Genomic DNA, 13,284 nt, shown 5'->3' on the forward strand with positions numbered 1-13,284 from the left:
GCAGGCTCTAGCGGTTTTCGGGCAGGGAGGCGAGGCGCTGGTCGGCCCCGGCCTGCAGGATGGAGACGTGGGCGGAGGCGATCTTCCAGCCCTCGGCGGTGCGGATCCAGGTCTGGCTTTGGCGGCCGATGCTCTCGGCCCCCTCGCGCCGGAACTCGACATGGGCGATGGCGAGGTCGGACCCGAAGGTGGTGATCTCGGTGCGGAGCCGGGTCCGCAAGGGAGAACCGCCGGCGCGCCCCTTGCGGAAAGCGGCAATGGCTTCAAAGCCATAGAGGTTTTCAGCGACCCCCAGCCGGACCGTGTGCGGCGAATTCCAGAAGGCCCCGTCGAGGGCTTCGAGGTCATTGCCCATCAGCGCGGTCTCATAGGCGTCGACCGCCGCTGTCACGGCCGCCAGGGCCACAGGATCGTTGAGGATCACGGCAGGTCTCCCGGCGGATGGGCGGCCACGACGCCCAGGCGTTGCAGGCGCAGACCCGCAGCCAGGGCCAGATCCTCGCGCCAGGCCGGTGCGATGATCTGGACGCCGATCGGCAGCTGGCCCGGACGGTTGACCGGTGCGGCCAGCACCGGCAGGCCGGCATAGCTGATCGGCTGGGTAAAGACGCCGAGGTTCTTGCGCACCGATACCCTCTGGCCGCCCATCTCCATCTCGGTCTGGCCGATCGGCGGCGCCGGGCACACCGAGGACGGGGCCAGCAGAATGTCAAACTGCGCGAAGGCGCGGCGGACCTCGTCGCGGAAGAGGGTGCGATAGCGGCGGGCGGCGTCCGCGAGGCTGGCCGGCAGCAGGGCCCCAGCCAGGAGCCGGTCACGGACCGCCGGATCAAAGTCCATCGCCGCAGAGCGCAGGTCGGCCAGGTGCAGGTGCGCAGCCTCGACCGGGGTCAGGCAGAAGGCGGCCGCCCGGGCTGCCTGGGCCCCCGGCAGGATCACGCGATCCCGGGCGTCCAGCGCCTTGGCGACGATGTCGAGTGTTTCCAGCACCTCGGGAAAGGCCCCTTGGGCAAACCAGCCGCCCAGTATCCCGACCCGCAAGGGGCCGTCGGCCAGGGCCGTGATTCTGTCCGACACCGGCTCGGCGGCGCGCGTGCAGATTGCGTCACCTTCCACGTCGGGCCCCTGCATCAGGTCATAGGCCAGGGCCAGATCCTCGACCGAGCGGGCGAAGGCACCGGCATGGTCCAGGCTCTCGACGAACGGGAAGACGCCCTGGCGCGACAGCCGGCCATAGGTGGGCTTGAGGCCAAACACCCCGCATAGGCTGGCGGGGATGCGGACCGAGCCATTGGTGTCCGAGCCCAGGGTCAGGGGCACCAGGCCCGCCGCCACGGCTGCCGCCGAACCACCTGATGATCCGCCGGCAATCCGGGTCAGGTCATGGGGATTGCGGGTCGGGCCGTCATGGGCGTTCTCGGTGACGAAGCCATAGGCGAACTCGTCCATGTTCAGCGCGCCGACCAGTATGGCCCCGGCCGCTTCCAGGCGCTGGACCAGGGTGGCGTCATGGGTTGGCGGAGCGGCCTGGCGACGGATCTTCGAGCCGGCCAGGGTCGGCAGACCCTCGATGTCGAACAGGTTCTTTACCGCGAAGGGCACCCCGGCCATGGGCCCAACCGGATCGCCGGCGGCGAGGGCGGCGTCAATCCTGTCCGCCCGGGCGAGGGCCCGGTCGGTGAGCACCGCCGTAAAGGCATTGATCGCAGCCTGGCTTTGGTCAATGCCGGCCAGGGTCGCCTCGGTCACGGCGCGGGCCGTGCGGCGACCGCTGCGGACCTGGCCGGCGATCTCGACGAGGCTGGCAAAGGTCATGGCGTGAAGGTCTCGGGGGCATCGTCGCCGGCCTCGGCCAGAGCGGTGACGAAGACCGCGGCCTGCAGGCGCAGCAGGGACAGGTTCTCGCCGATGGCCTGTAGCGTCGGCTCCGGCAGGGTCAGGTCCAGCTCCGCCGCCCGGGTCAGGGCAAAGGCGGCGACCTCGTCGTCCCTGAGGTTCAGAAAGGCATTGAGCGCCACATCGATCGCCATGGAGGGGCGCTCTCCCAAGTAAGAAAATTCTTCATATACCGGCGGCGCGCGCCGACGCTAGTCTTGCCGCAAGCCCACGCCCCGGTGCGCCGGGACGCCCACGCGCAAGACAGTTCGGCCAGCCATCGCCTGCCAGACAGGCACTGCGCCCCCCATGGTCCGCAAGCCGACACCCAGGCCTTGGCACCCGATCACATTCCGGTGCGAGATTGCCGGGTGTAATAAAGGGCTTACTTAATGCACCACCGGCTTGCTTCCACCCCCGAGACCATCCGCTTTGGCATGTTCGATGCGGCCTTCGACCCGGTCCTGACCATTGCTTCGGGCGACAGCGTCACCTTTGAGTGCGTGTCCGGCGGTGTCGAGGTAATGCCGGCACCGGGCAGCGGCCTGAGCATTCCGCCGGCCCTGCAGGCCATCCACGACGCCAGGCCCGAGCGGATCGGGCCCCACATCCTGACCGGCCCGGTGGCCATCGCCGGGGCCGAGCCGGGCGACACCCTGGAGGTGCGGATCGAGGCGGTGGAGCCCAACAACGACTGGGGCTATTGCGCCGTCCGCCCCCTGGCCGGGACCCTGCCGGAGGACTTCTCCGAACGCTATGTCAGCCATATCGCGGTCGATCGCGCGACGGGGACCTGCAAGCCCGACTGGGGGCCGACCCTGCCGCTGAAGCCGTTTTTCGGCACCATGGGCGTGGCCCCGCCGGCCCGCTATGGCCGCCTGTCCAGCCGCGAGCCGCGCGAGCACGGCGGCAATATGGACAACAAGGAGCTGGGGGCCGGCGCGACCCTGTTCCTGCCGGTCTGGGTTCCGGGCGCCAACTTCTCGGTCGGCGACGGCCATGGCCGCCAGGGCGATGGCGAGGTCTGCGTCAATGCGCTGGAGATGGGCCTGACCGGGACCTTCACCTTCGTGCTGCACAAGGCGGCCGATCTGGGCGTGGCGATCTGGCCGCGCGCCGAGACCCCGACCCACTACATCGTCATGGGCTTCCACGAGGATCTCGACCTGGCGATGAAACAGGCCCTGCGCGGCATGATCGACTTCATCACCGCCCGCTCGGCCCTGACCAGCGTCCAGGCCTACCAGTTCTGCTCCCTGGCCGTGGACTTCCGCGTCACCCAGACGGTGAATGGCGAGAAGGGCGTGCATGGCATGCTGGAGAAGGGTGTGCTTTTCTGATCCGGCCCTGTGGACGTCCATCGGGCCCGATGCCCCATAAGGCAAGATGGATGTCGATCCAGGGTGCCGGCCCTGTCCGAAGAGGTTCCCGCATGAAAAAGTCGATAGCCCTTGCGCTCTTCCTGGCCTTCGCTGCCTGTTCGCCCAAGCCGGCCAATGACAAGGCCGCGGTGCCAGCCGTGGCCAAGCCCGCGCCGGTCAGTGTCCCGGCCGGGGCCTACACGCTGGACAAGAGCCATGCGAGCCTTGTGTTCAAGCTCAGCCATCTGGGGTTTTCGAACTACACGGCCAGCTTTGGCGAGTTCGATGCCAAGCTGACCTTTGATCCGGCCAGGCCCGAGACCAGCACGCTGGAGGCCACGATCGATCCGCGCTCCCTGACGCTGCCGACGCCGCCGGCCGGGTTCAAGGACGAACTGCTCGGCCCCCAATGGCTGAACGCCAGGCAGCATCCGGCCATCACCTTCAGATCGACCAAGGTCGAGGTGACCGGCGCTGACACGGCCAAGATAACCGGCGACTTTGCCCTGAACGGCGTCACCAGGCCGGTGGTGTTGGAGGCGAAATTCAACGGTGGCTATGCCGGTCACCCGATGGATCCGAACGCCCGCATCGGCTTCTCGGCCACGGGCACCTTCAAGCGTTCGGACTTCGGCATCGCCTATGGCGTGCCCGCGCCCGGCACGACCATGGGCGTGGGCGATCAGGTGGCTGTGGCCATCGAAACCGAGTTCAGCGGCCCGCCGCTGGCGGCGGCGGCGAAGTAGGGCAAAAGATCCTCCCCTTTCGGGGGAGGCGGCCCGGAGGGCCGGAGGGGGCTTGCTCGGCCAAGCTCCAAAAGGCCCCCTCAGTCGCTATGCGACAGCTCCCCCAAAGGGGGAGCATCTTTCCGTTCCTAGCGCTGTCCCGCCGTCAGATAGCCCTCGAGCACGGCCAGGGCATGGGCCAGCCGGGCCTTTCGCCACTCGGCGGTGCTCATGTCGGTGTCCAGGGTGGCCGACAGGGAATAGCCGTTGGCGAGGTGGAAGCGGCTCATGGCGGCGATGGTCACATAGATCTGGACGGGGTCGAGATCGGGGCGGAACAGGCCCTGTTTCTGGCCACTGTCGATCAGACGCTCGATGGTCCGGCGCAGCGGAAAGGCGGTCTCGGTGACGACCCGCGACTGGGCCGCGAACTTGCCGTGCATCAGGTTTTCATTGCGCAGCAGGCCCTCGAACTTCGGGTTCTTCTCGAAGTAGTTGAAGGTGAAGCGCTGCAGCGCCAGCAGGCCGTCGAGGGGCTTGTCGAAGTCGATCTTCAGCTCGGCCTCGCGGGCCCGCAGGTCGACATAGGCGGCCTCGAGAACGGCCAGGTACAGGCCCTTCTTGTCGCCGAAATAGTGGTAGAGCATGCGGATATTGCACTTGGCCGCCTTGACGATCCGCTCGATCCGGGCCCCGGCAAAGCCGGCCTGGGAGAACTCCTTGAGGGCCGCGGCGAGGATGGCCTTGCGGGTGCGCTCGGCATCGCGCTTGCGCGGGACGCGAAGGCTTTCCACGAGGTCAGGCGTGTCGAGCACGGCGGCTTCGGTCACTGAATCTTGGCTCCCTGCTTGATCCAGGCGCCCAGCTGGGCACGCTCGACGTCAGTCATGCCGGTCTCGTTGCCGAGCGGCATGCTGTTTGTGGCTACCGCACGTTCGTGAATTTTCGACGCATAGGTCCGGATGTGTTCGGGGGTGTCGAACACGGCGCCGCTGGGCGGGGCGGGGAAGCCCTTGTGGGTGGGCGTTGCGGCGTGGCAGGTCGTGCAGTGCTTCTGAACAATGGCCTCGGCGGTCGCGAACGGCACGGGCGACATCGCCGCGGCCTCTGCCTTTGGCTTGCCGCTGGCGATCACGCTGACGGCGAAGATCAGCATGGCCCCGTAGAACAGGTACTCGTGCCGGATCTGGCCCGAGTGTTTCAGGATGAAGAAGTAGCGGATCGACACCCCGCCGGCACTGATCAGGGCCAGCAGCAGCCAGGCCAGGGGATGGCCTGTCACGGCGGGATAGTGGTTGCTGATCATGATGAAGATGACCGGCAGGGTCATGTGGGTGTTGTGCACCGAGCGCTGCTTGCCCATCGCCCCCAGGCGCGGATCAACCGGGCGGCCGGCCAGCATGTCGGCGACGATCCGGCGCTGGTTGGGGATGATGATCAGGAAGACATTTCCGACCATGCAGGTGCCGATGATCGCGCCCACATGGATGAAGGCCCCGCGGTCGGTGAAGATCTGGGTCAGGGCCCAGGTCGCCGCCGTCAGGGACAGGAACCAGGCGATTCCAAACAGGCGCGGACGGTTGCCCAGGGGCGAGCGGCACAGGGCCTCATAGACCAGCAGCCCGCCGAAGATGAAGGCCAGGCCGGTGGCGATGGCGGCACCCGGGTTGAAGGCGTGTTTGGCCGTGTCGATCAGATAGACCGGGGCCCCGACATAGTAGAGCACGATCAGCAGGGCGAAGCCCGACAGCCAGGTGGTGTAGGCCTCCCATTTGAACCAGTGCAGGTGGTCGGGCATGTGCGGCGGGGCCGTCATGTACTTCTGCGAATGGTAGAAGCCGCCGCCGTGCACGGCCCACAGCTCGCCCTTCACCCCGGCCTTGGCCGGGACAGGGTCGCGCAGATTATTGTCCAGCCAGACGAAATAGAAAGACGCCCCGATCCAGGCGACACCGGCGATCACATGCAGCCAGCGCAGGCACAGGCTGGCCCAGGCAGCGAAATCATAGTCCATCAGGACCTCACCGCGTCGGTCAGGCGGAGTCTGGAGATATGGCCGATCTGGGTGATCGCTTCGGCGATTTCCTGGTCCTGATCATTCGCAAGCCGTGCCTGCATGGCGGCCAGGATCGAGGTCTTGTCGTTCAGCCGGACGGCGATGATGAACGGAAAGCCGAAACGGGCGGCATAGGCGGCGTTCAGGGTGTGGAAGCGCTCGAACTCCTCCGGAGTCAGGCGGTCCAGGCCGGCGCTGGCCTGTTCGGCATGGCTTTCGGCGGTCAGCGCCTTGGCGACCGCGGCCTTGCCGGCCAGCTCCGGGTGAGCGCGGATCAGGGCCAGCTTGTCGGCGGTGGAGGCGGCGTCCAGCACGGCCATCATGCCGGCATGCATGCCCTCCAGGCTCTCGAAAGGCCGTTCGTCCCAGGCGCGCTCAACCACCCAGGGCGAGAGCTCGAACGCAAAGCCCAAGGCGGTGGTGAAGCCGGTCCGATTCATGCTGTTGAGCAGATTCAACGAAAGGGGAGGGGCTGAGCTCATGCTGTGAGCTCCCCAAATCCCGTCATCCCGCGCCTCGTGCGCGGGACCCATGGTTCAGCTTCCACGTGAGAGCGTGATCTTCCCCGCACCTGCGACAGACAAATGGGTCCCGCGCACGAGGCGCGGGATGACGGGGGAATATTGGAAGCGCTCATTTGGAGGCCACCTCATACGGATGCGTATTCAGCCAGTGCCGGGCGATATCGATCCGCCGGGCCACCCAGACCTTGTCGTGGGCCATCACATGCTCGAGGAAGCGCCGGAGACCCAGGATCCGTCCGGGCTTGCCGACCACGCGGCAGTGCAGGCCGATGCTCATCATCTTCGGCGCGGTCTCGCCCTCGACATAGAGGGCGTCGAAGGCGTCGCGCAGATAGGTGAAAAAGTGCTCGCCGGTGTTGAAGCCCTGGGCCGCCGTGAAGCGCATGTCGTTGGCTTCCAGCGTGTAGGGCACGATCAGCTGCGGGCGGCCGTGCTGGGCGTCGTAGTAGGGCAGGTCGTCGGCATAGCTGTCGGCGTCATAGACGAAGCCGCCGTCCTGGGCGATCAGCCGCGCGGTGTTGGGGCTGGTGCGGCCCTGATACCAGCCCAGCGGTCGCTCGCCGGTCAGGCGGGTCTGGATCTCGATGGCCTTGCCGATGTGCTCCAGTTCCTTGTCGGGCGTGAAATGCTGGTAGTCGATCCAGCGATAGCCGTGGCTGGCGATTTCCCAGCCGGACTCCATCATCGCCTCGACCGCGTCGGGATGGCGCTCCATCGCCTGGGCGACGCCGAACACGGTCAGCGGCAGGCCCAGCTCGTCGAACAGCCGGCGGATGCGCCAGAACCCGGCCCGCGAGCCGTATTCGTAGAGGCTCTCCATCGACATGTTGCGCATGCCCTCGATGGGCTGGGCCCCGACCATTTCCGACAGGAAGAACTCGGAGGCGGGGTCGCCATGCAGGATCGAGCGCTCGGCGCCTTCCTCGTAGTTGAGGACGAACTGAACGGCGATCCGGGCGCCGCTAGGCCATTGGGCGTGGGGCGGGGTGGCGCCGTAGCCGATGAGGTCGCGGGGGTAGGTCATCGTGATTTCATCTGCCCCCTACGGGGGCGGACGACCGCGCAGCGGTCAGGTGGGGGCGAGTGGTCGCCACGACTGGCCCCCTCCGCGCCTTCGGCGCTCCTCCCCCGGAGGGGGAAGATGAACCTTGCCCTATCCATCACGAATACACCTTCGCCGCCGCATCGACTCCAGCCCCCGGCGTCGCCGAGAAGCCCTCCCACCGCAGCACCGCCTCCAGGGCTGCCAGGGTGGTCAGCACCGCGTGTTTGCGGGCATTGACCCCCATCGCCCCGATCCGCCAGATCTTGCCGGTCAGCGGGCCGAACGCCGTGCCGATCTCGATCTCGAATTCGGTGCGCATGCGGGCCCGCACGCGGTCGCCGTCGATGCCGGCCGGGATCCAGATGCCGGTGACGTTGGTCATCTTGTGGGCCGGGTCGCCGTAGACGCTCAAACCCATCGCCTCGACCCCGGCGACCACGGCGGCGCCGGCCGAGGCGTGGCGGGCGAAGCGGGCGTCCAGGCCCTCCTCCAGCGCGACGCGGGCGCATTCGCGGGCGGCGTAGAGCATGCTGGCCGCCTCGGTGTGGTGGTTCAGGCGCTTGTCGGACCAGTAGTCCATGATCATCGCCAGGTCGAAATAGTTGGAGGCGATGCGGCGGCCCGCGCCGCTGACCGCGCCCGCCGTGGCGATGCCACGCTCGACATGCTTGCGGCCGGCGATGTGCTCGGCGGCACGGTCGCTGATCGTGATCGGGGCCGAGCCCGACGGACCGCCCAGGCACTTCTGCAGGCCGGCGGTGACGATGTCGGCCTGCCACTGGTCCACCGGACACGGCATGCCGGCCAGGGTGGCGGTGGCGTCGACATAGAGCAGGGCGTCATGCCGGCGGCAGATCTCGCCGATGGCCTCGATCGGCTGGGCCATGGTGGTCGAGGTGTCGCCGTGCACGCAGGCCACCAGGCGCGGCTTGACCCGCGCCACGGCGTCTTCGACGGCCTGAGGATCGATGACCTTGCCCCATTCGCCCTCGACCAGGGTGACCCTGGCGTCGCAGCGCTCGGCGATCTCGGACAGCAGAAGACCAAAGCGGCCGGCATTGACCACCACCACGTCGTCGCCCGGGGCCAGCACCGAGACCAGGGCCGCCTCGATCCCGGCGCGCGAAGTGCCGTCGACCAGGAAGGTCCAGCGGTTCTGCGTCTGGAAGACCTGGCGGTACAGGGCCATGGTCTCGTTCATATAGCCGGTGAATTCCGGGTCGAACTGGCCCAGCAACTGGACGGACATGGCGCGCAGCACGCGCGGATGCACATTGATCGGGCCGGGGCCCATCAGCAGGCGGGGCGGGTGGTCGAGGTCTTTGAAAGTGTCGGTCATGTCGTCTTCGTTCTCGGGCGGCCCTCGCCCTTCGACGGGCTCAGGATGAGGGCTACGGACAGGTCCTTGAGGCAGGGCATTCGAGATCCTCACCCTGAGCCTGTCGAAGGGCGTGGATCTCGGTCCGCCAGCCTCTCCACGAACGCCAGCATCGCCTGCGCCGCCAGGGCACAATCGGCCTCGGTGACGGACTCGGCCGGATTGTGGCTGATCCCGCCCTCGCAGCGGATGAACAGCATGGCGGTGGGGCAGAGGTCGGCCATCACCATGGCGTCGTGGCCCGCCCCGCTGGGCAGGCGGCGGACGGGCAGGCCGAGGTCGCCGACGGCCGATTCCAGCAGGGCCGTGAGATCCGGATCGCAGGGACTCTCGTCCAGGGCCTGCATCAGGGTGACAGTGGCCGTCAGGCCCCGCCGCGCGGCGATGGTGTGGATCTCGGTGGTGATGGCCTCGACCGCCGCGTCGCGGGTCGCCGAGGTCTCGGCGCGGATGTCCATCGAGAATTCGACGGCGCCGGGAATGACGTTGAAGGCGCCGGGCAGGGCAGTCATGCGGCCGACCGTGCCGACCAGGTTGTCGGTCCCGGCCCGACAGATCCGCTCCAGGGCCAGGATGCACTCGGCGGCGGCGGGGCCGGGGTCCTTGCGCAGAGGCATGGGCGTGGTGCCGGCATGACCGGCCATGCCGGAGATCCGTACCATCAGCCGCTTCTGGGCCGCGATGGCGGTGACGACACCCAGGGCCAGGCCCTCGGCCTCCAGAACCGGGCCCTGCTCGATATGGGCTTCCAGAAAGGCGATGACGTCCGACGGCTTGCGGGCCGCCTCGGTGATCCGGGCCGGGTCGAGTCCGAAGGCGGTGAAGGCCTGCGCCAGGGTCACCCCCTCGGCGTCGATCATGCCCAGCACGGCGGCCGGATCCAGCGTGCCGGCCACGGCACGGCTGCAGCTCATCGAGGCGGCGAAGCGCGAGCCCTCCTCGTCGCCGAACGCGATGACCTCGAGGGCGAAGGGCAGGCGGCGGCCGGCATCGTGCAGGGCCTCGATCAGGTCTACCCCCAGCAGGATCCCCAGCGGCCCATCATAGCGTCCGCCGTTGCGGACGCTGTCGATGTGCGAGCCGATCAGCAGGGCCGGAGCGTCGGGACTGGCACCCTCATAGCGGCCGATCAGATTGCCGGCGGCGTCGCGGCGCACCGTCATGCCGGCTTCAGTGATCCACAGGCTGAGGGTGTCGAGGGCGGCGTCATGGGCGGGGCTCAGAAAGCGGCGCGTCAGCTGGCCGTCGACCTCGCTATAGGGCGGGACGCCCAGCAGGTCGCAACGCGCCTTGGCCCTGCCGCCCATGTCAAACGCCCCCGTCACGCCGGTTTGACTCCGCTCCACAGCCCCGCTTGCCGTGGCGACCTTGGTAGCGCAGGCTGGGGTCAGCCGCGCGGCCCAGGGCAGGCGCAGGGCTGCATGGCCCGGCAATGCCTCGACAGGCACCAGACCTTGCGGCCGGTGCCTGCGAATAAGTCATAAACCACTTACTTAGCGGGGCCTAGGCCTTGACGAACTTGCCGATCGCGCGGACCGAGCCGGTGGCCACGCCGGTCGGGGCACCGCCGGGGGGTTCGTCAGTCACCGCCAGGGTCGCCGTATAGGTCCCACCGCCGCGCAGGCCGGCGGGCAGGGCGATCTGGATCGGAGCGTCGGTCGGGATCATGCCCAGGGAGATGGCCTTCTGGCCCTCGGGGATGATCCACAGTTCCGGCGCCCGGCCCTCGGGCATGTCCATCGCCACCGGCGTCAGGATCAGCTTGTCGGTCGCATGGTCGAGGGTGGCGATCAGGGCCGGCTGGTTCGAGGCCGGATCATTGATCAGGGCGACCTCGGCCGCCGCCGGGGTGGCGGGCGCTATGGCCGGAACGGGGGCTGTGCGCGGGGTCATGATCAGGGCCGCGACGCTGGCCGCTGCCAAGGCCAGGGCCCCGACCGAGACGCCACGCCAGACACTGACATTGTTCCAGAGGGGCGGCTTGCTGCGTTCGCCGACCAGGCTGGCGATCCGGGGCCACAGGCCGGCGGACGGTTCCACCGCCTGGATATCGGCCGAGAGCGGGCTCAGGCGGGCTTCCCACCATTGCACGGCGCGGGCGAAGGCGGGCTCGGCGGCGATCTTGCGCCGGGCCTCGGCCCGTTCCTCGGCATCGAGCACGCCCAGGACATATTCGCCGGCCAGGGGGCGTTCGTCTTCGAGTTCGGTGACGGGGGTGTCGGTCATGCTTCGAGACACGCGCGAAGGCTGATCAGGCTGCGCCGGATCCAGCTTTTCATCGTGCCCAGGGGAACGCCGATCATCTGGGCCAGGGCATCATAGGTGACGCCTTCGAAGAAGGCGGTGCGGACGGCGCCGGCATGCTTGGGGTCCAACTGGTCCAGACAGCCGTTGAGGCGCAGGCGGTCTTCGTCGGTCTCGACCAGGGTCGAGGCGAGGGGGGCTGTATCGGGCAGGGCTTCGGCTTCCTCGACGCCCGCCATCACCCGGCCGCCGCGGGCCCGCAGCTTGTCGATCGAGCGGTTGCGGGCCATCGACACCAGCCAGGTGATCGGGCTGGCCTTTTCGGGATCAAAGCGGTCGGCCTTGTTCCAGACGGAAAGATACACATCCTGCAGCACGTCTTCCGCCTCCTCGCGGTCGTTCAAGATACGGAGGCAGACGCCAAACAGTTTCGCCGAGGTGTGGCGGTAGACGTACTTCAGGGCGTCGGAATCACGATTGGTGACGCGGGCGATGGCCCGGGAAAGCAAGGCTCTACTGGTATCGGCATCCATCGATCGGTCGTTCCTGCGGTCCTATGTCGCACGACGGTGGCATGGCACCGGAACGCGCGCAATCGTTGTCGAGGTCAGCGTGTCGCGCGCAGGGCCAGGAAGCCGACCGAGGCGGCGACGGTGGTGACAAATGTCCCCCAGCTCAGGTCGATCAGGGTGATGGTCGTGGACCAAACCTTGAGGGTCGCCTGGTTGGTCAGGTCATAGGTGGCATAGGCGCAGAAGCCGAACACGGCGGCATGGACCAGCAGCCGCTTCCAGCTGTTGTTCTCGGCAGCCGGCAGGATGGCCAGCACGAAAACGCCGGTCAGATAGATCAGATAGAAGGCCACGGCGGCCGGCAGGTTGACCGTGTCGGCCATGATCTCGCCGATCACGGGGCGATAGAGCCGCGAGGCCGACAGGGTCAGCCAGATCATGTCCAGCACCAGAAAGGCGGCGCCGGTGGCGAGGTATCCGTAAACGTAGCGCTTCATCTCAGTGCCCCTGGCTCACTGGCCGCAATCGGTAGTGGCTAACGCCCCATTCTTCGCCGCCCCGATGACCAAACAGGCCTGAGGTTGCCAGAAAGAACAAGCGCCAGCGCCGACGCCAGACGGTGGCGTGCTGTCCATAAACGCGTTCGAGCACTGGATCGATGCGCGCGCGGTTGGCGTCGAAGTTCTCCAGCCACTGATCGGCGGTACGGGCATAGTGCGCGCCGCTCCACCGCCAGTCCTGCTCGATCGTGAACAGGTCCGGAAACTGGCCGGGCAGATCATGGCTGGGCATGACGCCGCCGGTGAAGAAGTACTGGGCGATCCAGTCGGCCGGATCGTCGACATCAAAGCGGTAGGGCGCGTTCCGGTGCGTGAAGATGTGCAGGAACAGCAGGCCATCCGGCTTCAGCCAGCCGTTCACCCGGGTCAGCAGGGCGCGCCAGTTGGACATGTGCTCGAACATCTCCACCGACACCACGCGGTCGAAGCGCTGCTCAGTGGTGAAGTCGTTCATGTCGGCGGTGATCACCGTCAGGTTGCCAAGACCCAGGGCGGCGGCGCGGGCCTCGATAAAGGCGCGCTGCGAGGCGGAATTGGAGACGGAGGTGATCTGCGAGCGGGGGAAGCGGCGGGCCATCCAGAGGGACAGCGATCCCCAGCCGCAGCCCAGCTCCAGCACCGCCTGACCGTCCTGCAGATCGGCATGGGCCTCGGTTTCCAGCAGGGCGTTGGTCTCGCCCGCGGCCAGGTCACCCTTCAGGTCCGGATACAGCCCGCTGGAGTATTTCAGGTTCGGACCCAGCACGACCTCGAAGAACGCGGCCGGCAGCTCATAGTGCTGGGCATTGGCCGCGTCGGTGTGGGTGGCGATCGGATGCTGGTCCATGGTCGCGGCAAAGGCGGTGGCGGCGTCGGCGGGGGCCTTGGCCAGCCGGCGGCGGGCGTCGCCGACCAGGAACTGGATCGCGGCCCGGGAGATCACGTCCGGCACGGGCGTGTCCTCAAAGGCATGGATGGCGGCCTTGACCAGGCTCATGCGGGGTCCTCGCGCGGAAACAACCTGG

15 protein-coding genes are annotated in these 13,284 nt (G+C 67.8%); 2 read left to right on the plus strand and 13 right to left on the minus strand.

Annotated features, from left to right (window positions below; translation table 11 throughout):
* Nucleotides 1–7 precede the first annotated feature (7 nt).
* Genes hpxZ through AQ619_RS04470 form a run of 3 tightly spaced genes read right to left on the minus strand, consistent with a single transcriptional unit; the run spans nt 8 to nt 2,030 of the window.
* Nucleotides 8–424 (minus strand): oxalurate catabolism protein HpxZ, encoded by a 417-nt coding sequence (hpxZ, locus tag AQ619_RS04460; RefSeq protein ID WP_062144818.1) that lies wholly within the window; start codon nt 422–424, stop codon nt 8–10.
* Entirely contained in the window at nt 421–1,815 is a 1,395-nt protein-coding gene (locus tag AQ619_RS04465; protein ID WP_062144821.1) for an AtzE family amidohydrolase, read from the minus strand. The genes hpxZ and AQ619_RS04465 overlap by 4 nt, the downstream gene beginning before the upstream one ends.
* Nucleotides 1,812–2,030 (minus strand): hypothetical protein, encoded by a 219-nt coding sequence (locus tag AQ619_RS04470; RefSeq protein ID WP_062144824.1) that lies wholly within the window; start codon nt 2,028–2,030, stop codon nt 1,812–1,814. Before AQ619_RS04470 ends, AQ619_RS04465 begins: the two co-directional genes overlap by 4 nt.
* Nucleotides 2,031–2,267: 237 nt before the next feature.
* Between AQ619_RS04470 and AQ619_RS04475 the strand changes: the two genes are divergently transcribed.
* Both AQ619_RS04475 and AQ619_RS04480 read left to right on the plus strand, forming a co-directional pair.
* The gene (locus AQ619_RS04475) at nt 2,268–3,215 is read left to right on the plus strand and encodes an acetamidase/formamidase family protein (RefSeq protein WP_062144827.1); all 948 of its coding nucleotides are present in this window, start codon (nt 2,268–2,270) and stop codon (nt 3,213–3,215) included.
* Nucleotides 3,216–3,307: 92 nt separating this feature from the next.
* Entirely contained in the window at nt 3,308–3,982 is a 675-nt protein-coding gene (locus tag AQ619_RS04480) for a YceI family protein (protein ID WP_062144830.1), read from the plus strand.
* Between the two features lie 128 nt (nt 3,983–4,110).
* Here the strand turns inward: AQ619_RS04480 and AQ619_RS04485 are convergent, their stop codons facing one another.
* The 10 genes from AQ619_RS04485 to AQ619_RS04530 form a co-directional block, all read right to left on the minus strand.
* Entirely contained in the window at nt 4,111–4,791 is a 681-nt protein-coding gene (locus tag AQ619_RS04485) for a TetR/AcrR family transcriptional regulator (protein WP_062144833.1), read from the minus strand.
* On the minus strand, nt 4,788–5,975 hold the full coding sequence (locus AQ619_RS04490) for a urate hydroxylase PuuD (protein WP_062144836.1): 1,188 nt from the start codon (nt 5,973–5,975) through the stop codon (nt 4,788–4,790). Before AQ619_RS04490 ends, AQ619_RS04485 begins: the two co-directional genes overlap by 4 nt.
* The gene (uraD, locus tag AQ619_RS04495) at nt 5,975–6,499 is read right to left on the minus strand and encodes a 2-oxo-4-hydroxy-4-carboxy-5-ureidoimidazoline decarboxylase (RefSeq protein WP_062144839.1); all 525 of its coding nucleotides are present in this window, start codon (nt 6,497–6,499) and stop codon (nt 5,975–5,977) included. Before uraD ends, AQ619_RS04490 begins: the two co-directional genes overlap by 1 nt.
* Nucleotides 6,500–6,650: 151 nt before the next feature.
* A complete protein-coding gene (gene puuE, locus AQ619_RS04500; protein ID WP_062144842.1) occupies nt 6,651–7,565 on the minus strand; it encodes an allantoinase PuuE in 915 nt (304 codons plus the stop codon).
* A gap of 136 nt (nt 7,566–7,701) precedes the next feature.
* The gene (locus AQ619_RS04505) at nt 7,702–8,925 is read right to left on the minus strand and encodes a pyridoxal-phosphate-dependent aminotransferase family protein (protein ID WP_062144845.1); all 1,224 of its coding nucleotides are present in this window, start codon (nt 8,923–8,925) and stop codon (nt 7,702–7,704) included.
* Between the two features lie 89 nt (nt 8,926–9,014).
* Nucleotides 9,015–10,289 (minus strand): allantoate amidohydrolase, encoded by a 1,275-nt coding sequence (locus tag AQ619_RS04510; RefSeq protein WP_378109300.1) that lies wholly within the window; start codon nt 10,287–10,289, stop codon nt 9,015–9,017.
* 178 nt (nt 10,290–10,467) lie between these two features.
* The gene (locus AQ619_RS04515; RefSeq protein WP_062144851.1) at nt 10,468–11,190 is read right to left on the minus strand and encodes an anti-sigma factor; all 723 of its coding nucleotides are present in this window, start codon (nt 11,188–11,190) and stop codon (nt 10,468–10,470) included.
* Nucleotides 11,187–11,741 carry a sigma-70 family RNA polymerase sigma factor gene (locus AQ619_RS04520; protein WP_062144854.1) on the minus strand — a complete coding sequence of 185 codons (555 nt, stop codon included), beginning with the start codon at nt 11,739–11,741 and terminating at the stop codon, nt 11,187–11,189. The genes AQ619_RS04515 and AQ619_RS04520 overlap by 4 nt, the downstream gene beginning before the upstream one ends.
* Before the next feature lie 74 nt (nt 11,742–11,815).
* On the minus strand, nt 11,816–12,217 hold the full coding sequence (locus AQ619_RS04525; RefSeq protein WP_062144857.1) for a DUF2177 family protein: 402 nt from the start codon (nt 12,215–12,217) through the stop codon (nt 11,816–11,818).
* Nucleotide 12,218: 1 nt separating this feature from the next.
* Nucleotides 12,219–13,256, minus strand: a complete 1,038-nt coding sequence (locus AQ619_RS04530) for an SAM-dependent methyltransferase (RefSeq protein ID WP_062144860.1) — start codon at nt 13,254–13,256, stop codon at nt 12,219–12,221.
* Nucleotides 13,257–13,284: the final 28 nt, after the last annotated feature.

Source organism: Caulobacter henricii, assembly GCF_001414055.1.
Taxonomy (GTDB): domain Bacteria; phylum Pseudomonadota; class Alphaproteobacteria; order Caulobacterales; family Caulobacteraceae; genus Caulobacter; species Caulobacter henricii.